The 21,655-nt window shown below is 76.2% G+C and carries 4 protein-coding genes; all 4 read left to right on the top strand.

The window, feature by feature from the left end:
- Positions 1-1,411 (top strand): polyketide synthase dehydratase domain-containing protein (locus tag G5C65_RS10665; RefSeq protein ID WP_206441542.1); only part of this gene is annotated, 1,411 nt, incomplete at its 5' end.
- A gap of 13 nt (positions 1,412-1,424) precedes the next feature.
- On the top strand, positions 1,425-8,024 hold the full coding sequence (locus tag G5C65_RS10660; RefSeq protein ID WP_165298507.1) for a type I polyketide synthase: 6,600 nt from the start codon (positions 1,425-1,427) through the stop codon (positions 8,022-8,024).
- Positions 8,025-8,046: 22 nt separating this feature from the next.
- On the top strand, positions 8,047-20,175 hold the full coding sequence (locus tag G5C65_RS10655) for a type I polyketide synthase (protein WP_165298506.1): 12,129 nt from the start codon (positions 8,047-8,049) through the stop codon (positions 20,173-20,175).
- 23 nt (positions 20,176-20,198) lie between these two features.
- Positions 20,199-21,655, top strand: a 1,457-nt coding sequence (locus G5C65_RS10650) for a type I polyketide synthase (RefSeq protein ID WP_338146310.1), incomplete at its 3' end; no start/stop codon positions are given.

Raw genomic sequence — 21,655 nt, 5'->3', positions numbered from 1 at the left:
GCACACGGTCGCGGGGACCGCGGTCGTACCGGGGGCGGCGCTGGTGGAGTGGGCGCTGCGGGCCGCCGACGAAGCCGGATGCGGCGCAGTGGCGGAGCTGGGCCTGCGGGCCCCGCTGACGCTCCCGGAGTCCGGCGCGGTGCTCGTTCAGGTGGGGGTGGAAGCACCGGACGCGGAGGGCCTGTGCGACGTGCGCGTCTCCTCCCGCCCCGACGACGGGCAGCACTGGACCTGCCACGCGACCGGAACACTCGGCCCGCCACCACCCGCCGAGGAGGGCCAGGGCCAGGAGGACCAGGACCGGGCGGAAGCGCTGGACGGCGCATGGCCCCCCGCGGGCGCGGAGCCCGTGGACCTCGACGGGTTCTACGAGCGCGCCGCGGCAGCGGAGTACGGCTACGGTCCCGCCTTCCGCGGCCTGCGGGCCGTATGGCGGCACGGAGAGGAGCTGCTGGCCGAGGCGGTGCTGCCCGGGGCCGCGGGCGGACACGACGGGTTCGCCGTCCACCCCGCGCTGCTGGACGCCGCGCTGCAGCCCGCGCTGCTGGAGGGCCCGGGAGCGGACGACGGCCGTACCTGGCTGCCGTTCGCCTGGTCCGGGGTCACCCTCTGGGCGGATGAGGCGACGGCGGTCCGGGTCCGTCTGACTCCCCTGGAGAGCGGAGCGGGTGAACGCGAGCTCAAGGTGGTGGTCGCCGACGCCGCCGGCGCTCCCGTCCTGACCGCCGAGTCCGTCGTGCTGCTCCCGGCCGACGCCGAGCAGTTGCGTGCCGCGGCCCGCAGCGCCGGGCACGGGCGGCCGGACCCGGCGCAAGCTCCGCGCGCCGGCCGGCCGGGGCGGCGGCGTACGGCGGCGGGCGTCGGCCCTTCCGTCGACTGGAGCAGCCGACTGGCCGCCCTTCCGGCCGACGAGCGGAGCCGCGCGCTGCTCGGCCTGGTCCGCGAGCACGCGGCGGCCGTGCTCGGCCACACCGACCCCGCGGCTGTGCCCGTCGACGCCGCGTTCAAGGATCTGGGCTTCACCTCGCTGACCGCCGTCGAGCTGCGCGACCGGCTCGCCGGAGCGACCGGGCTGCGGCTGCCCGTCGCCTTCGTCTTCCGGCACCCGACCCCGGAGGGGATCGCCGGGGAGCTGCTGCGCCGGCTCGCCCCGGAGGACGGAGGGTCCGAGCGGCCGGACGCGCTCACCCCGCTGCTGGGCGAACTGTCCCGGCTGGACGCCGCGCTGGGCGCGGCCGTCCTGGAGGACGGCGACCTCGGCGCGGTGACGGCCCGGCTGGAGGACCTGCTGACGAAGTGGAAGGAAGCCCGCAGGCCGCCGAGCGAAGCGGCCACGTCGGTGGACACGCTGCAGACCGCGTCCCCGGAGCAGGTTCTCGCCTTTATCGACAACGAGCTTGGAGTCTCCTGAATGGTGGCCCGCCATGGCGAATGAAGAGCAGCTGGTCGACTACCTCAAGCGAGTCGCCACCGACCTGCACGACACGCGCCTGCGGCTGCGCGAGGTGGAGGAGCAGTACCAGGGGCCGATGGCCGTGGTCGGGATGGCCTGCCGGTTCCCGGGCGGCGTCGACTCACCGGAAGCGCTGTGGCAGCTGACCTCCGGCGGCGTGGACGTGATCGGGGAGTTCCCCCGGGACCGGGGCTGGGACCTGGAAGGGCTCTACCACCCGGACCCCGCGCGGCCCTGGACCAGCTATGTGCGCGAGGGCGGGTTCGTGGAGGGCGCGGACCGGTTCGACGCCGGCTTCTTCGGGATCAGCCCGCGTGAGGCGCTGGCGATGGATCCGCAGCAGCGGCTGCTGCTGGAGGTCTCCTGGGAGCTGCTGGAACGGGCCGGGATCGATCCGGCCACCCTGCGGGGCAGCCGTACGGGCGTGTACGCGGGAGTGTCCAGCGAGGACTACCTCTCGCAGTTGGCGCGGGTTCCCGAGGGCTTCGAGGGCCACGCCACCACGGGCAGCCTCACGAGCGTGCTCTCGGGCCGGGTGGCGTACGCCCTGGGGCTGGAGGGCCCGGCGGTGACGGTGGACACCGCGTGCTCCTCGTCCCTGGTGGCCATCCATCTGGCCGCTCAGGCGCTGCGGCAGGACGACTGCACGCTCGCGCTGGCGGGCGGGGCCCTGGTGCTGTCCTCGCCGTTCATGTTCACCGAGTTCTCCCGGATCCGGGGGCTGGCGCCCGACGGCCGGTGCAAGCCCTTCGCCGCCTCGGCGGACGGCACCGGCTTCTCCGAGGGCGTCGGCATGGTGCTGCTGGAGCGGCTCTCGGACGCACAGCGCAACGGACACCCGGTCCTCGCGGTCGTGCGCGGCTCTGCGATCAACCAGGACGGCGCCAGCAACGGACTCACCGCCCCGAACGACGCCGCCCAGGAACGGGTGCTGCGCCAGGCGCTGGCCAACGCGCGGCTGGCGACCGCCGAGGTGGACGCGGTGGAGACGCACGGTACGGGCACCAGGCTCGGCGACCCGATCGAGGCCCAGGCGCTGATGGCCGTCTACGGGCAGGACCGGCCCGTAGACCGGCCGCTGCTGATGGGCTCGATCAAGTCGAACATCGGCCACACACACGCGGCGGCGGGCGTCGCCGGGGTCATCAACACGGTGATGGCCATCCGGAACGCGACGCTGCCGCCGACCCTGCACATCGACGAACCCACCCCCCATGTCGACTGGGGCGCCGGGTCGGTGAGCCTGCTCACCGAGACCACGCCGTGGCCGGAGAACGGCCGTCCGAGGCGGGCCGGGGTGTCCTCGTTCGGGATCTCCGGGACCAACGCGCATCTGATCCTGGAACAGGCCCCCGAAGCGGCGGCGGACGAGACGGGCGAGGCGGACGAGACGGACGAGGCGGAAGCGGCGGCCGGGGTCCGTACCGGCGTGCTGCCCTGGGTGCTGTCGGCGAAGAGCGCCGAGGCGCTGCGGGAGCAGGCGCGGCGGCTGGGCGACATGATCGCGCGGGAGCCCGGGACCGACGCCGCCGATGTCGGCTGGTCGCTGGTTGCGACCCGCTCGCTGTTCGAGCACCGCGCGGTGGTCGTGGGCGCCGACCGCGCGGAGCTGACCGCGGGGCTGGCGGCGCTGGCCGCCGGGGAGTCCCACCCCGGAGTGGTCGCTCAGGACGCCGTGCCGCGTGCGGGCGAGGCGGGCCCGGTCATGGTGTTCCCGGGCCAGGGCTCGCAGTGGGCGGGCATGGGCACGGAACTGCTCGACACCTCACCGGTGTTCGCCGGGCGGATCGCCGCCTGCGAGGAGGCGCTGGCGCCGTACGTGGACTGGTCGCTGACCGGGGTCCTGCGGGGGGATGGCGCGGAGTTGACCCGGGTGGACGTCGTGCAGCCGGTGCTGTGGGCGGTGATGGTCTCGCTGGCGGCGGTGTGGGCGGAGCACGGAGTGGTCCCCTCGGCGGTGGTGGGCCACAGCCAGGGTGAGATCGCCGCCGCCTGTGTGGCCGGGGCGCTCTGTCTGGAGGACGGCGCCAGGGTCGTGGCCCTGCGCAGCAGGGCGCTGCGGCAACTGGCCGGAGGCGGCGCCATGGCCTCCCTCTCCACCGACGAAGAGCGCTGTATGCGGCTGCTCAAGGGCGTGGGCGCGGCGGCGGCCGATGTCGTCGTGGCCGCCGTGAACGGCCCGGACTCCCTCGTCGTCTCCGGTCCGCCCGGCCAGGTCGGCGCCGTCGTGGCAGCGGCCCACGGCGAGGAACTCCGGGCCCGGCTGATCGACGTGGATTACGCCTCCCACGGCCCGCAGGTCGACCGGATCACCGAAGAGCTCACATCGGTCCTGGACGGCATCCGGCCGGCGGAGGCGCCGGTGGCGTTCTACTCCTCCGTCACCGGCGGCCGCATCGGAACCACCGGCCTGGACACCGGGTACTGGGTGGCCAACCTGCGCGAACCGGTGCGGTTCGCGGACGCGGTCGAGGCGCTGCTGGGGGACGGGCACCGGGTCTTCGTCGAGGCCAGCCCGCACCCGGTGCTGACCGTGGGCCTGGAAGGGTGCTTCGAGTGGGCCGGGGTCACGGCCGTCGCAGTGCCGACCCTGCGCCGCGACGCGGGCGGGCCCGGACAGCTCGCCCGCGCGCTCGGCCAGGCGTTCACCGCCGGGGCGCACGTGGACTGGTCGGCGTGGTCGGCCTGGTCCGGGCCGGGCAGGCCGCCGCGCCCCGTCGACCTGCCCACCTACGCCTTCCAGCGCGAACGCTTCTGGCTGCCCGGCGCACCGGGCAGCACAGCGGAGCCCGGCTCGCCATCCGGGCACGCGCTGCTGACCACGGCCGTGGACCTCGCCGACGGCGGCTGGGCGCTGACCGGAACCGTTCCCGCGCCCGGTGCGGACTGGCTGACCGGCCACGTCGTGGCGGACGTCGCCCTGGTACCGGGTGCGGCGCTGGTGGAGTGGGTGCTCCAGGCCGCGCACGAGACCGGCTGCGCCCGGATAGCGGAGCTGACCCTGCACGCGGCCGTCGTGCTCCCGGCGTCCGGCAAGCTGCGCGTCCAGGTGCTCGTGGACGCGGCCGGCGAGGACGGCCACCACGACGTGCGCCTGTACTCCCGCGCGGAGCGGGACCCCGACTCCGAGTGGATCTGCCACGCCTCGGGGGTGCTCGGCCCCGAGCAGACCGGCGTCCCGCTCCCGGCACCGTCCACGGGGGCGGCCGGGCCGTGGCCACCGGCGGATGCCCGGCCCGTGGACCTCGACGAGTTCTACGAGCGGGCCGACGCGGCCGGTTACTCCTACGGACCCGCCTACCGGGGCCTGCACTCCGTATGGCGGCAGGGCGGGGACCTGCTGGCCGAGGTGCGGCTGCCCGAAGCCGCGGGCGAGCACCAGGGCTTCGGCATCCACCCCGCGCTGCTCGACGCCGCGCTCCAGCCCGCACTGCTGACCACCGTGCTCGACGGTGACGGTGACGGTGACGGTGACGGTGACGGCGCAGCGGGCGTGTGGCTGCCGTTCACCTGGAGCGGGGTGTCCCTGCACGCGGTGGGCGCCACCGCCGTCCGGGTACGGCTGTCGCCGTACGGGGACGGGACCGGCCGGGGGCTGCGGGTCACCGTGGCCGACCCGGCCGGCGCGCCCGTGCTCGGCGCCGACGCGGTGGTGCTGCGCCCCTCCAGCGGCCGGCAGCTGCGCGCGGCGGGCGGACGGGGCGCGGACGGCCTGTTCACCCTGGAGTGGCGGGAACTGCCCGCGCCCGCCGCTCCGGCAGCAGGGACGGAGGACCCGGAGGGGACGGAGCGGCCCCGCCTGGGCCGGGGCGGGACGTATCCGGATCTCGCCGCGCTGCTCCGCGCCCTGGACACCGGCGTCCCGGCGCCCGCCGCCGTCCTCGCCGAGGTGGAAGCGGGCGGCGGCACCGGCACGGCCGACGACGGGCTCAGGGCGGTACAGGAGACCCTGGCGCTGGTGCGGGACTGGCTGGCCGAGCCGCGGCTGGCCGACACTCGGCTGGCGCTGGTCACCAGGGGCGCCGTCGCGACCGGACCGGCGGAGGACCCCGATCCGGCCGGCGCGGGCGTGTGGGGCTTTGTGCGCAGCGCCCAGTCGGAGAACCCGGGCAGGCTCGTCCTCCTGGACACCCTCGGCGATCCGGTCCCCGCGCGGGCCGTGGAGTGCGGCGAGCCGCAGCTCGCCCTGCGCGGGGGACGGCTGCTGACGCCCTCCTGGGCCCGCACCCGCGAGGGCGCCGAGCTGGTCCCCGCCGCCGGAGCGCAGGCGTGGCGGCTGGGCACCGCGGGCCCCGCGACCCTGGAGAGCATCGCGGTCCGGGCGGCGCCCGAGGCCCTGGAGCCGCTGGAGCCCGGCCGGATACGCATCGCCGTGCACAGCGCGGGAGTCAACTTCCGGGACGTCCTGATCGCGCTGGGGATGTACCCGGGAGACGCCGAGTTCGGCGGCAGCGAAGGCGCGGGAGTGGTACGCGAGACGGGGCCGGGCGTGACCCTGCTGGCGCCGGGGGACCGCGTCATGGGGCTGTTCGAGGGCGCCTTCGGGCCGCTGGCGGTGGCCGACGCGCGGCAGGTGGTCCGCCTCCCCGAGGGGTGGGACTTCCCGGAGGCCGCGGCGGCGCCCGTCGCGTTCCTGACCGCCTGGTACGCGCTCGCCGAACTGGGCGGGCTGCGCGCCGGGGAGTCGGTCCTGGTGCACGCGGCCACCGGCGGCGTGGGCATGGCGGCCGTGCGGATCGCCCGCCATCTGGGCGCCGAGGTGTACGCCACGGCCGGCCCCGGCAAACACCCGGTACTGGAGCGGATGGGCATCGACGAGGCCCACCGCGCCTCCTCCCGGCATCTGGACTTCGAGGAGAGGCTGCGCTCCGCCACGGGCGGGCGCGGCGTGGACGTCGTCCTCAACAGCCTGGCGGGCGAGTTCACCGACGCCTCGCTGCGCCTGCTGGCCGACGGCGGCCGCTTCATCGAGCTGGGCAAGACCGATGTGCGCGAGCCCGGGAGCGTCACCCCCGCGTACCGCGCCTTCGACCTCCTCGCCGACGCGGGCCCCGACAAGCTCGCCGAGATGCTGGCGGGGCTGCGGGAGCTGTTCGCCGACGGCTCGCTGGAACCGCTGCCGCTGCGGCGCCGCCCGCTGGGCGAGGCGCGGGAGGCGCTCCGTGAGATGAGCCAGGCCCGGCACACCGGCAAACTGGTGCTCGACGTGCCCGCGGGCGTGGACCCGGACGGCACCGTGCTCGTCACGGGGGGCACCGGGACCATCGGCGGCGCGGTGGCCGAACACCTCGTGAGCGGCTGGGGGGTGCGGAACCTGCTGCTGCTCAGCCGCAGCGGGATCGCCGCACCCGGCGCCGCGGAGCTGGTGTCCCGGCTGAGCGACCTGGGAGCCCAGACCACCGTCAGGACCGTCGACGTCACCGACGCCGCCGCGCTGGCCGAGGCCGTCGAGGGCATCGACCCCGCCCACCCGCTGACGGGGGTGGTGCACGCCGCAGGAGCGCTCGACAACGCGATGGTCGCGTCACTGACCCCCGAGCGCATCGCCCCCGTGTGGGACGTCAAGGCCACCGCGGCGGCGAACCTGCACGCCGCCACCGCGGGGATGCGGCTGGGCGCGTTCGTCCTCTTCTCCTCCTTCGCCTCCACCCTGGGCACCCCGGGGCAGGCGAACTACGCGGCGGCGAACGCGTACTGCGACGCGCTGGCCGCCCGGCGCCGCGCGGCGGGAGCGCCGGGCCTGTCCGTGGCCTGGGGGCTGTGGGCCGCCGCCAGCGGGCTGACCGGCCGGCTGACCGAGGCGGATCTGGCGCGGATCGGCCGCTACGGCATCCAGGCCAACAGCACCGAGGAAGGGCTGGCGCTGCTGGACGCCGCCCGCGCACACGGCGACCCGGCGCTCCTGGCGCTCAGCCTCGACCCCCGGACGCTGGCCGGCCAGCCGTCCGAGACGGTGCCGCCGCCGCTGCGCGCCCTCGCCGCCTCGGGCACCGCCGTCGGCCGGCGCACGGCCGCGGCCACCGCACCGGCGGCCGACTGGAGCGGGCGGCTCAGCGGGCTGCCGCCGGCCGAACAGCACCGCACGCTGCTCGACCTGGTGCGCACCAACGCCGCCGCGGTGCTCGGGCACGCCGATCCCGGCGCTGTACGGGACGCCGTCTCGTTCAAGGAGCTGGGCTTCGACTCGCTCACCGGCGTCGAGCTGCGCAACCGGCTCGCCGCGGCCACGGGGCTGCGGCTGCACGCCGCGCTCGTCTTCGACTTCCCCGAAGCGGCCGCGCTCGCGGACCACCTGCTGGAGCGGCTGGCCCCGGACGGCGACCCCCCGCCGGACGCCGCCGCGGCCCGGCCCGTCCTCAGCGAACTGGCCAGGCTGGAGGACGCCCTGTCCGCCGTCGCCGGCACGGGCACCGACGCCGAAGCGGGCGCCGTCACGGCCCGGCTGGAGTCGCTCCTGGCGCAGTGGAAGGCGCTCCACGCGGCTGACGATGAGGGCAGCGCGGCGGAGCGGCTGCAGCGCGCCGACGCCGGAGAGATCTTCGACTTCATCGACAACGAGCTGGGCGTGTGAGAAGGACGGGTGACCTCCAACCGTGAATGAAGAGAAGCTGGTCGACTACCTCCGCCGGGTCACCGCCGATCTGCACGACACCCGCCGGAGGCTGCGCCAGGCGGAGGAGCGGAACGGGGAACCGGTGGCCGTGGTGGACATGGCCTGCCGCTATCCGGGCGGAGTGCGCACCCCGGAGGACCTGTGGGAGCTGGTCGCCTCCGGCCGGGACGCGATGGGGGACTTCCCCCAGGACCGCGGCTGGGACCTGGAGCGGCTCTTCCACCCGGACCCCGACCACCCCGGGACCAGCTACGCCGACCAGGGCGGATTCCTCTACGACGCGGACCGGTTCGACCCGGAGTTCTTCGGCATCAGCCGCCGCGAGGCCCTGGTCATGGACCCGCAGCAGCGGCTGCTGCTGGAAGTGGCCTGGGAGGCGCTGGAGCGGGCGGGCATCGACCCGCACGCGCTGAAGGGCTCGCGGACCGGGGTCTACGCGGGCGCCGCGCTGCCCGGCTTCGGCACCCCGCACACGGACGCGGGCGCCGAGGGCTATCTGGTGACGGGCAACGCGCCGAGCGTGCTGTCGGGGCGGCTGTCCTACACGTTCGGCCTGGAGGGCCCGGCGGTCACGGTGGACACGGCGTGCTCGTCGTCGCTCGTGGCCATCCATCTGGCCGCGCTCGCGCTGCGCCAGGGCGAGTGCGAGCTGGCCCTCGCCGGGGGCGTCACGGTGATGCCCCTGCCGAACGTGTTCACGGAGTTCTCCCGGCAGCGGGGGCTGTCCCCGGACGGACGCTGCAAACCCTTCGCCGAAGCGGCGGACGGCACCGGCTTCTCCGAAGGCGTCGGCCTGGTGCTGCTGGAGCGGCTCTCGGACGCGCGGCGCAACGGACACCGGGTGCTGGCGGTCGTACGCGGCTCGGCGGTCAACCAGGACGGCGCCAGCAACGGGCTCACCGCGCCCAACGGCCCCTCCCAGCAGCGCGTGATCCGGCAGGCCCTGCGCAGCGCCCGGCTGTCCCCCGGCGAGGTGGACATGGTGGAGGCGCACGGAACGGGTACGACGCTGGGGGACCCGATCGAGGCGTGGTCGCTGCTGACCACCTACGGGCAGGACCGGCAGGGGGACCGGCCGCTGTGGCTGGGCTCCGTCAAGTCCAACCTCGGCCACACCCAGGGCGCGGCCGGTGTGGCAGGCGTGATCAAGACCGTCATGGCGCTGCGGCACGAGGAGCTGCCGGTCACCCTCCACGTCGACCGGCCCTCGTCGCGCGTCGACTGGGACGCCGGTGCGGTGCGCCTGCTCACCGAGCCGGTCGGGTGGCCGCGCTCCGAACGCCCGCGCAGGGCCGGAGTCTCCTCCTTCGGCATCTCCGGAACCAACGCTCATCTCATCCTGGAGCAGCCGCCGGAGCCGGAGCCGGAGCCGGAGCCCGAGCCGGAGCCCGAGCCGGAGCCCGAGCCGGAGGCCGGGCGGGGCGGGCAGTCCGGGCCGACGGGTGAACGGCCGCACCGCACCCTCGCCGCCTGGACGCTGTCGGCGCGCAGCCGGCCGGCGCTGCGGGCGCAGGCCGAGGCGCTGTCCGCGCACCTGGCCGCCGAACCGGGGCTCTCCGCCGAGGACGTGGCCTGGTCGCTGGCGCGGACCCGGTCCCTGTTCGAGCACCGCGCCGTGGTCCTCGGGCAGGACAGGGAGCAGCTGTGCGCAGGGCTGGAGGCCCTGGCCGGCGGCGAGAGCGCCCCCTCCCGGGCGGTCCCGGCCGACCTCGCAGTCGGCACCGCGCGCCCCGGCGACACCGCGTTCATGTTCACCGGACAGGGCAGCCAGCGCCCCGGCATGGGACGGCAGCTGCACCGGGCCTTCGAGCCGTTCGCCGCGGCCTTCGACGCCGCCTGCGCCGAGCTGGACCCGCTGCTCGGCTGCTCACTGCGGGAGCTGGTCCTCGAAGAGCCCGGCGGGTCGGGGGCCCGGCCCGTGGACCGGACCGCGGTGACCCAGGCCGCGCTCTTCGCGGTGGAGACGGCCCTCTTCCGGCTCGTCGAGTCCTTCGGCCTCACCCCCCGGTATCTGACCGGGCACTCCGTCGGCGAGCTCGTCGCCGCGCATATCGCGGGCGTGCTGTCGCTCTCCGACGCCTGCCGGCTGGTCGCCGCGCGGGGGCGGCTGATGCAGGCGCTGCCCGCCGGCGGCGCCATGGCCGCCGTCTCGGTCGCCGAGGAGCAGATCCTCCCGCTGCTCGCCGCCACCGGGGGCCGGGTGTCGCTCGCCGCCGTGAACGGGCCCGCCGCCGTCGTCGTCTCCGGCGCCGAGGACGTCGTCGAGGAACTCGTCCGGCCGCTGCGGGAGCAGGGGCACAAGACCAGGAGGCTGCGGGTCAGCCACGCTTTCCACTCCCCGCTGCTGGACCCGATGCTGGAGGAGTTCCGCCAGGTCGCCCGGGGACTGGACTATGCGCGCCCGCAGCTCCCGGTGATCTCCAACCTCACCGGTGAACCGGCCTCCGCCGGGCAGCTGGGCGATCCGGAGTACTGGGTGCGGCACGTACGGCAGCCGGTGCGGTTCCACGACGGGCTGCGCACCCTGAGCGCGCACGGCGTGACCCGCTATCTGGAGCTGGGGCCCGAGCCCGTGCTCACCGCCATGGCCCAGGAGAGCCTGGCCGACGAGGAGGCCGCGCCCGGCGCGCGGCCCGTGTTCGCCGCCGCCCTGCGCGAGGGCCACGACGAGGTCCGCACCCTGCTGGGAGCCCTGGCCCGGATGCACGTCGACGGCGGTGCCGCCGACTTCACCGCCGCGCTGCCGCGGGCCGCGCGGAGCGTCGCGCTGCCCACCTACGCCTTCCAGCGCGGCCGGTACTGGCGGCCCGTCCAGGACACGGCCGACGTGAGCGCGTCCGGTCTGCGCCCGGCCGGACACCCGCTGCTGCACGCCCTGGTGGAACCGGCCGACGGCGGACTGCTGCTGACCGGACGGCTGTCGCTGCGCACCCACGCCTGGCTGGCCGACCACGCCATCGCCGAAGGCGTGCCCCTGCCCGGCACGGCCTTCCTGGAGCTCGCCCTGGCGGCGGCCGACCGGGCGGGCTGCGATCTGCTCGACGACCTCACCCTGGAGTCACCGCTCCTGCTGCCCGCCTCCGGCGCCGTGGACATCCAGGTCGCGGTCGGCTCCGCCGACTCGTCCGGCAGGCGCACCGTCACCGTCTGCTCCCGCCCCTCCCAGGACGAGCGGGAACCGCCGGACGGCTGGCGCCGGCACGCCGCCGGAACGCTCGCGGACGCCGGAGTCCCGGCGCCCGCACGGGAGCCGGCGGATGCCGCGTGGCCGCCCGAGGGCGCCGCCGAGGTCGATGTGGAGGAGCTGTACGAGCGCCTCGCCGACCAGGGCTACCGCTACGGCCCGACGTTCCGCGGGGTGCGGGCGGCCTGGCGGCTCGGCGACGAGATGTTCGCCGAGGTGCGCCTGGCGGCCGGAAACACCGGCGGGAGCGACGGATACACCGGAGGGAGCGACGGATACGCGCTGCACCCCGCCCTGCTCGACAGCGCCCTGCACGCGGTCGACGAGCTCTACCAGGACGGCACCGGCCGGCAGGGCGGCACCGAGCCCACGGTCCGGCTGCCGTTCTCCTTCGCCGGAGTGCGCCGCTACGCCGCAGGCGGCACCCGGCTGCGCGTGCGGATCACGCCCCAGGGCTCCGACACCTTCACCCTGGCGCTGTCCGACGAGGACGGCACACCCGTGGCGGCCGTCGGCTCGCTCGGACTGCGGGTGGTCCCCGCCGCGCAGTGGCACGCCGGCCGGGCCCAGGCCGAGCGCTCGCTGTACCGGCTGGACTGGCCCGTCCTCCCGCCGCAGCCCGGCGACGCCGGGGAGGAGGACGGCGGGACGTGGGCCCTCGTCGGCCCGGACGCACTCGGCCTGGCCGACGGCGCGGCGCCCCTCCTGCCGCCCGACGCGGTCCACCCCGACCTCGCCGCGCTGCGCGCCGCCGTCGCCGCCGGACACCCCCCGCCCGGCCGCGTCCTCGCCGCATGCGTCGCCCCCCGGCCGGACGACGGCGCGCGAGGCGGCCCGCACGAGGTGCCCGAACAGGTCCGGACCCAGCTGCACCGGGCACTCGCCCTGCTCCAGGACTGGCTGTCCGACGACACCCTCGCACCGGCGTCGCGCCTGGTGATCGCCACCAGCGGCGCGGTCGCGGCGACCGCCGAGGACGCCCCGGCCGAGCTGGCCACCGCGCCCGTGTGGGGGCTGGTCCGCGCCGCGCAGGCCGAGAACCCGGGCCGGCTGGTGCTGGTGGACCTGGACGCCGAGGACGCGTCCCGCCGCGCCCTGCGCTCCGCGCTGGCCGCCGCCACCGCGGCCGACGAGCCCCAGCTGGCGCTGCGGGCCGGGGAGATCCGGGTCCCCCGGCTGACCCGGACCCCCGTGGACCGCGGCCCCGAGCCGGTGGACCCGGAGGGGACCGTGCTCATCACCGGCGGCACCGGGGCGCTCGGCCGCCTGGTGGCCCGGCACTTCGCGGCCGCGCACGGAGCGCGGCACCTGCTGCTGGCCAGCCGCAGCGGCGACGCGGCCGAAGGCAGCGCCGAACTCCTGGCCGGACTGGAGGAACTGGGCGCGCGGGCGACGATCGCGCGCTGCGACACCGCCGACCCGCAGGCGCTCACCGCGCTGCTCGCCGCCATCCCCCCGGAACACCCCCTGACGGCGGTCGTGCACACCGCGGGACTCGTCGACGACGGCGTGATCGGCTCGCTGACCGGCGAACGGCTCGATGCCGTACTGGCGCCGAAGCTCGACGCGGCCTGGCTGCTGCACCAGCTGACCCGGGACCACGAGGGGCTGGCGGCGTTCGTGCTGTTCTCCTCCGCCGCCTCCCTCCTCGGCAGCGCGGGCCAGGCCAACTACGCGGCGGCGAACGCGTTCCTCAACTCCCTGGCGGAGCACCGCCGCGCCGAGGGCCGGCCGGCGGTCTCCCTCGCCTGGGGGCTGTGGGACACCTCCGACGGGATGACCGGGCAGCTCGCCCAGGCCGACCTCGCCCGGATCAGCCGCTCCGGCGTCGCCGCGATCCCGGCGGACCAGGCGCTCGCCCTGCTCGACGCGGCGCTGGGCGCGGCGCAGCCGACCCTGGCACCGGTCCGCTTCGACCGCGCGGCGCTGCGCGCGCAGGCGTCGGCAGGGTCGCTGCCGCCCGTCCTGCGCGGCGCTACCCGCGCGGCACGGTCCGCGCCCGGCGGCGGCAGGCCCGCGGCCGCCACCTGGCAGCGGCGGCTGGAGGGACTGCCGGCCGCCGAACAGGAGCGGGTCATCGGCGCGTCGGTACGCGAGCAGGTCGCGGCCGTGCTCGCGCACCCCGCACCGGAGGCCATCGATCCGGCCAGCGCGTTCCAGGACCTGGGCTTCGACTCGCTGACCGCCCTGGAGCTGCGCAACAGGCTCAACGCGGAGACCGGCGTGAGCCTCCCTTCCACCCTCGTCTTCGACCATCCGACCCCCGAGGCCGTCATCCGCTTCCTGCGCGAACGGATGGCGGGGGAGCGGCCCCGGCGGTCCGCGGCGGCCGCGCGGCCGACGGCGGACGGCACCGGCGGCCCGTACGGCACGGACCCGGCGGACGACCCGGTCGTCATCGTCGGCATGGCGTGCCGCTACCCGGGCGGGGTGGAGTCCCCGGACGACCTGTGGGAACTGGTGGCCTCCGGCGTGGACGCGGTGGGCGAGTTCCCCGCCGGGCGCGGCTGGGACGTGGCCGGGCTGTTCGACCCGGACCCCGACCGGACGGGGCGGAGCTACACCCGCGAGGGCGGGTTCCTCTACGACGCCGACCGGTTCGACGCCGAGTTCTTCGGGATCAGCCCCCGTGAGGCGCTGGCGATGGACCCGCAGCAGCGGCTGCTGCTGGAGACCGCCTGGCAGACGTTCGAGTCCGCCGGAGTCGCCCCGGCCGCGCTCCGGGGCAGCAGGACCGCCGTGGTCACCGGGGTCATGTACGACGACTACGGCTCCCGGTTCCTCGGCCGGGCGCCCTCCGGGGTCGAGGGCCGGCTGATGCCCGGCAGCACGCCGAGCGTGGCATCCGGGCGGGTGGCGTACACCTTCGGCCTGGAGGGCCCCGCGATGACGGTGGACACCGCGTGCTCCTCCTCGCTGGTGGCCATCCATCTGGCCGCCCAGGCGCTGCGGCAGGGCGAGTGCTCCCTGGCGCTGGCGGGCGGCGTCACGGTGATGGCGACCCCGAACACGTTCATCGAGTTCTCCCGGCAGCGCGGACTGGCCCCGGACGGCCGCTGCAAGGCGTTCTCCGCGGCCGCGGACGGCACCGGCTGGAGCGAGGGCGTCGGCCTGGTGCTGCTGGAGCGGCTCTCGCAGGCGCGGCGCGCCGGACACCGGGTGCTGGCGGTCGTACGCGGCTCGGCGATCAACCAGGACGGTGCGAGCAACGGACTGACCGCGCCCAACGGGCCCTCGCAGGAACGGGTGATCGACCAGGCGCTGGCCGGGGCCCGCGTGGCGGCGCACGAGGTCGACGTGGTGGAGGCGCACGGCACCGGAACGACGCTGGGCGACCCCATCGAGGCGGGAGCCCTGCTCGCCACCTACGGCAGGGACCGGCCGGTCGGCCGCCCCCTGCTGCTGGGCTCGGTCAAGTCGAACCTCGGGCACACCCAGGCGGCGGCCGGGGTGGCCGGTGTGATCAAGATGGTGATGGCGATGCGCCACGGGGAGGTCCCCGCCTCCCTGCACATCGACGAGCCGTCCCCGCACGTGGACTGGGCGTCCGGCGCGGTGCGGCTGCTGACCGGGCGGGAGCCGTGGCCGCGGTCCCGGGGGCCGCGCAGGGCGGGCGTCTCCTCGTTCGGCTTCTCCGGCACCAACGCGCATCTGATCCTGGAACAGCCCGCCGAGGAGCAGCGGCGGACCGCCGGGCCGGCGGCGGCCGGCGGCGGGATCCTGCCGTGGGTCCTCTCGGCGCGCAGCGACGACGCGCTCCGCGGGCAGGCCGAGCGGCTGGCCCGATGGGCCGCGGACCGGCCGGGAACACCGCTCGCCGGCATCGGCTGGTCCCTGGTGCGCACGCGGCAGCTCTTCGGCCGCCGGGCCGTGGTGACGGGCGAGAGCCGCGAGGAGCTGACGGAGGGACTGGAGGCGCTGGCGCGCGGCGAGAGCCACCCGGCCGTGACCCCGCCCGGACCCGCGGCCGGATCCGCGCCCGGGGCGGCGGGCAGGACGGCGTGGCTCTTCAGCGGGCAGGGCAGCCAGCGGCCCGGCATGGGAGCGGGACTGTACGAGCGCTTCGGGGCGTACGCCGCCGCCTTCGACGAGATCTGCGAGCGGCTCGACCCCCATCTGGAACACCCCTTGCGGCAGGTGGTGTTCGAGGAGCGCACCGGACTGCTCGACCACACGACCTACGCGCAGACCGGCCTGTTCGCGCTGCACGTCTCGCTGGCCCGGCTGCTGGACTCCTTCGGGATCCGCGCCGACGCCGTGCTCGGCCACTCGATCGGGGAAGTGGCCGCCGCGCACATCGCCGGAGTACTGGACCTGCCGGACGCCTGCCGGCTGGTCGCGGCCCGCGCCACCGCGCTGGGGAAGCTCCCCGCAGGCGGGGCGATGTCGGCCGTCGAGGCCACAGCCGACGAGATCGCGGCCGAACTCGGCGACCACGGGGGCGAGGTCGCCATCGCGGCCCTGAACACGCCGACCAGCACCGTCATCTCGGGACCGGCCGGGCCGGTCGGCGCGCTGGCGGACCTGTGGTCCCGGCGCGGGCGCAGGACCCGGAAGCTGGCGGTCAGCCACGCCTTCCACTCCCCGCTGATGGAGCCCGCCATCGAGGAGTTCGGCCGGGCCATCGCCGATCTGACCTACCGCAGGCCCGCCATCCCGGTCCTCAGCAACCTCACCGGACTCCCCGCGGACGAGGCGATCGCCACCCCCGGCTACTGGACCGAGCACATCCGCCGGCCCGTACGGTTCCACCCGGCCGTGTCCCATATCGCCGCAGGAACGGACGTCTTCCTGGAGCTGGGGCCCGACCCGGTGCTCGCGAGCGCCGTCCGGCACACCCTCGACGGCCGTGCGGACGACGGACCGGAACCGCTGATCGGGTCGGTCCTCCACCGCAAGCGGCCCGATACCGCGGCGTTCGTGTCCAGCCTGGCCGGGCTGCACACCCGCGGCGCCGACGTGGACTGGACCGGCTGGTACTCCGCCGACCGGACCCCGGACACCGTCGACCTGCCCACCTACGCCTTCCAGCGCCGGAGCTACTGGCTGACCGGCACCGAGCACGGCGGGGACGCCGAGAGCCTCGGGCTGGACCCGACCGGGCACCCGCTGCTCGGCGCGGCGGTGGAGACCGCCGACGGCACCGGCCGCCTGCTCACCGGGCGGCTGACCCGGCAGAGCACGCCCTGGCTGGCCGAACACGAGGTGCTGGGCGCCGGGCTCGTCCCGGGGGCGGCGCTGCTGGAGTGGGTGCTGCGGGCCGCCGACGAGACCGGCGGCGGCACCGTGGAGGAACTGGTCCTCCAGCGCCCCCTGGTGCTCCCGGAGACCGGCGGGGCCAGGGTCCAGGTGGCGCTCGGCGCGGCCGACGGGGACGGGCGCCACGACGTACGGGTCCACTCCCGCCCGGACCACGGCTCCGGCAGCGCGGCCCAGGGCACCTGGGTCTGCCACGCCACCGGCGTCGTCGGCCCGCAGGCCGCCGCGCACACCGGGCGGACAGCGGAGCAGTGGCCCCCGGCGGACGCCGAACCGGTCGACGTCGACGGCTTCTACGAGCGGGCCGCCGCGGCCGGATACGCCTACGGCCCGTCGTTCCGGGGACTGCGGGCCGTATGGCGGCAGGGGCACGACCTGCTGGCCGAGGTGGAACTTCCCGAAACCGCGGACGGACACGACGGCTCCGGCATCCACCCGGCGCTGCTGGACGCGGCCCTGCACCCCGTCTTCCTCACCGGGCAGCCCGGCGACGAGCGGGTGCGGCTGCCGTTCGTGTGGAACGGGGTGTCGCTGCACGCGGCCGGGGCCGGACTGGTCCGGGTGCGGCTGTCCCCGGCGGGGGAGCGGCCCGGGGAGGAGCTGCGCGTCACCCTGACCGACCCGGACGGGGCCCCGGTGCTCCAGGCGGACGCGGTCGGCCTGCGCCCGGTGACCGGCGACGAGCTGCGCCCCACGGGCGAACCGGAGCCGGAGGGGCTGTTCACCGTCCAGTGGACGCCGCTGCCCGCACCGGCCGGGCCGGCGCCGGCCGGCGGATGGGCCCTCCTCGGCCCCGGCGCGCCGCACGGCGGGGACCACGGCGGAGAGCCGGCCCCGGCCGCCGGCTTCGACGCGCTCACCGCGGCGCTGGACGACGGCGCCCCGGCACCCTCCGTCGTCCTCGCCCCCGTGCCCGCCACCACCGGCGGGACGGACGGTACGGGCGGCGATCCGGCCGCAGAAGGGCTCGGCCGGACGCGGACGGTGCTGCGGCTCCTCCAGAGCTGGCTGGCCGAGCCCCGGCTGGCCGACGCCCGGCTGGCCCTGGTCACCCGGGGAGCGGTGGCCACCGACGGCGACGAGGGGGCGGCGGACGACGGGCCGGACGCCGCGGGCGCGGCGGTGTGGGGCCTGGTCCGCAGCGCCCAGCAGGAGAACCCGGACCGCTTCCTGCTCGTCGACATCGGCCACGGCGCCGACCCGGCCGCCGAGGACGTCCGGGCCGCCGTCACGGCGGCGGCGGACGCCGGCGAGCCGCAGCTCGCGCTCAGGGCGGGCCGGGCGCTGGCGCCCCGGCTGGTGCGCGCCGCACCCGGCGCCCTGGCGGCGGCGGCCGAACCCGGCCGGCGCCTGGGCCTGCAGGCCCCGGGGACCGTCGAGAACGTCACGCCGGTGCCGTGCCCCGAGGCGCTGGAGCCGCTGGGCCCCGGCGAGGTGCGCGTCGGGGTGCGCGCGGCCGGCGTCAACTTCCGCGACGTACTGATCGCGCTGGGCATGTACCCCGGCGGCGGCGAGTTCCGCGGCAGCGAGGGCGCGGGCACCGTGCTGGAGACCGCCCCCGACGTGACTTCGGTGGCCGCGGGGGACCGCGTACTGGGCCTGTTCGAGGGCGCCTTCGGCCCCGTCGCGGTGACCGACGCGCGCATGGTGGCACGGCTGCCGCACGGCTGGACCTGGCGCGAGGCGGCAGGCGTGCCCGTGGTGTTCCTGACGGCCTGGGCGGGGCTGGTGGAGCTGGCCGGGCTCCAGGCCGGCGAGTCGGTGCTGATCCACGCGGCGACGGGCGGGGTGGGGACGGCGGCGGTGCAGATCGCCCGGCACCGGGGCGCCGAGGTCTTCGCCACCGCCGGCCCCGGTAAACAGCACGCGCTGGAGGAGCTGGGGGTCGACGCGGCGCACCGGGCGTCGTCGCGGGACCTCGGCTTCGAGGAGTCGGTCCGCGAGGCGACCGGGGGCCGGGGGGTGGATGTGGTCCTCAACAGCCTGGCGGGCGAGTTCACCGACGCGTCCCTGCGGCTGCTGGCCGACGGCGGCCGGTTCATCGAGCTGGGCAAGACCGACATCCGGGAGCCCGCACAGCTCGCCGCCGGGTATCCGGGCATCTCGTACCGGGCGTTCGACCTCGTCCCGGACAGCGGGCCCGACGGCATCGGGCGGATGCTGGGCACACTGACGGAGCTCTTCGCGGCGGGAGCGCTGCGCCCGGCGCCGGTACGGGCGTGGCCGCTGCGCCACGCGCACAGCGCGCTGCGCCACCTGAGCCGGGCACGGCACGTGGGCAAGGTCGTCCTGGACATCCCCGCCGGGCCGGACCCCGACGGCACCGTACTGGTCACGGGCGGGACCGGGGCCCTGGGCGGACGGACCGCCGAACATCTGGTGCGCACCGGGCGGACCCGGCGGCTCATCCTGGCCGGCCGCCGCGGACCCGAGGCGCCCGGCGCCGCGGAGCTGACCGCGCGGCTGGCGGAACTGGGCGCCGACGTGTGCGTCGTGGCAGCGGATCTCACCCGGCCCGACGCCGTCGACGAGATCATCGGCGGCATCGATCCGGCGCACCCCCTGACCGGCGTCATCCACACCGCGGGCGTCCTGGACGACGGGGTCCTCGCGGCACAGACCCCCGAGCGGCTGGCCCACGTATGGGAGCCGAAGGCCACCGCCGCCTGGCAGCTGCACCGGGCCACCGCACATCTGCCGCTGGGCATGTTCGTCCTCTTCTCCTCCGCAGCGGGCACGCTGGGCAGCCCCGGACAGGCGAACTACTCCGCCGCCAACGCCTTCTGCGACGCCCTGGCCGCCCACCGCCGATCCCTGGGCCTGCCCGGACAGTCCGTCGCCTGGGGCCTGTGGGCCGACTCCAGCGAGATGACAGGACAGCTCACCGGCACCGACCTGGCGCGCCTGGAACGCACCGGGTTCACACCCCTGAGCAGCGAGCACGGGCTGGCCCTGCTCGATGCCGCGTCCCGGCACGGCGGATCCGCCCTGCTCGCGGCCGGCCTCGACCCCGCCGGCCTCGCCGGACGGCCCACCGCCGACCTGCCCGCGCTCCTGCGCGGCTTCGCCGGCACCGCTCCCGCCCGGCGCACCGCCCGGCGCACCGCGGCCACCGGCCGGGCCGGCCGGGACTCCACCGGTGACCGGACCGGACAGCTCACCGCGCTCTCTCCGGACGAGCGCAGGCGCGCCCTGCTCGACCTGGTGCGCACCAGCGCCGCCTCGGTGCTGGGACACGACGGCACCGGCGCGGTGGACGCCGACAGCCCCTTCAAGGAGCTGGGGTTCGACTCGCTCACCGTCGTCGAGCTGCGCAACAGGCTGGCGGCGGCCACCGGCCTGCGGCTGCCCGCATCCACGGTCTTCGACTACCCCGAGCCCGCGCTGCTGGCCGACCACCTGCACCGCCTGCTCTCCCCCGACGGTGCCGCCGACCCGCCGGGCGACGCGGTGGACCCGCTCCTCGGCGAGCTGGGACGGATCGAAACCAGCCTGGCCGCGCTCACCCTGGACGACGAGGCACGCGGCAGGCTCGCCAGCCGGCTCAACGGACTGCTGTCGGCCGTGAACGGCACAGCGGCCGCGCAGAACGGGGCACGCGGCCTCGACGCCGTCGAGTCCGCCACGGATGACGAGATGTTCGAGCTGATTGACCGGGAACTGTGACGGCCGTTCATGGAGGGCCAGAAGTGACGTCGTCGGGCACGGAAGACAAGCTCCGCCAGTACCTCAAGCGGGTCACTGCCGACCTGGGGCAGACCCGGCAGCGGCTGCGCGAGATGGAGGACCGGCACCAGGAACCCGTGGCCATGGTGAGCATGGCCTGCCGGTTCCCCGGCGGCGTCACCAGCCCCGAGGAGCTGTGGGAGCTGGTCGACGCGGGCGGCGACGCCATCGGCGACTTCCCGACCGGACGCGGCTGGGACCTGGACGGCCTCTACAGCCCCGACCCCGACCAGCCCGGGACCAGCTATGTGCGCCGCGGCGGATTCCTCTACGACGCCGACCGGTTCGACGCGGCGTTCTTCGGCATCAGCCCGCGCGAGGCCCTGGCGATGGAGCCGCAGCAGCGGCTGCTGCTGGAGATCTCCTGGGAGCTGCTGGAACGCGCCGGCATCGATCCCAAGGACCTGAAGGGCACCCCGACCGGCGTCTACGCCGGGGCCGGACTGCCCGGATTCGGCGGCCCGCAGATCGAGCAGAGCACAGAGGGCCATCTGCTGACGGGCAACGCCCTGAGCGTGCTGTCGGGACGTATCGCCTTCACCCTGGGCCTGGAGGGCCCGGCCGTCTCGGTGGACACCTCGTGCTCGTCCTCGCTGGTGGCCATGCATCTGGCGGCCCAGGCGCTGCGGCAGGGCGAGTGCGAGCTGGCGCTGGCCGGCGGGGTGACGGTGATGGCCACCCCCGCGATGTTCACCGAGTTCTCCCGCCAGCGCGGCCTGGCCCCGGACGGCCGCTGCAAGGCGTTCGCGGACGCCGCGGACGGCACCGGCTTCTCCGAGGGCGCGGGCATGGTCCTGCTCGAACGCCTCTCGGACGCACGGCGCAACGGACACCGGGTGCTGGCCGTGATACGCGGCTCGGCCGTCAACCAGGACGGCGCGAGCAACGGCCTGACGGCACCCAAGGGCCCCTCGCAGGAGCGGGTGATCCGCCAGGCGCTGGCCGGCAGCGCCGGGCTGTCGGCGTCCGAGGTGGACGTCGTCGAGGCCCATGGCACCGGCACCCGGCTCGGCGACCCGGTCGAGGCCGGAGCGCTGCTGGCGACCTACGGCCGGGACCGCCCGGCGGAGCGGCCGCTGTGGCTGGGTTCGGTGAAGTCGAACATCGGGCACACCCAGGGGGCCGCCGGGGTGGCGGGCGTGATCAAGATGGTGCAGGCGCTGCGCCACGGGACGCTTCCGGCCACCCTGCACGTGGACGAACCCTCGACCCGCGTGGACTGGTCCACAGGGACGATGCGGCTGCTGACGGAGCCGGTGGCCTGGCCGAGCGGCGACAGTCGCCGCCGCGCCGGAGTCTCCGCGTTCGGCATGTCGGGCACGAACGCCCATCTGATCCTGGAAGAGGCTGAGGAGCCGGAACCGGTGTCGGTGTCGGATCCGGAGTTGGTGTCGGATCCGGAGTTGGTGTCGGTGGGGGT

Source organism: Streptomyces boncukensis, from assembly GCF_011045075.1.
Lineage (GTDB): Bacteria > Actinomycetota > Actinomycetes > Streptomycetales > Streptomycetaceae > Streptomyces > Streptomyces boncukensis.
This window is presented reverse-complemented; position numbering and strand designations above follow the sequence as displayed.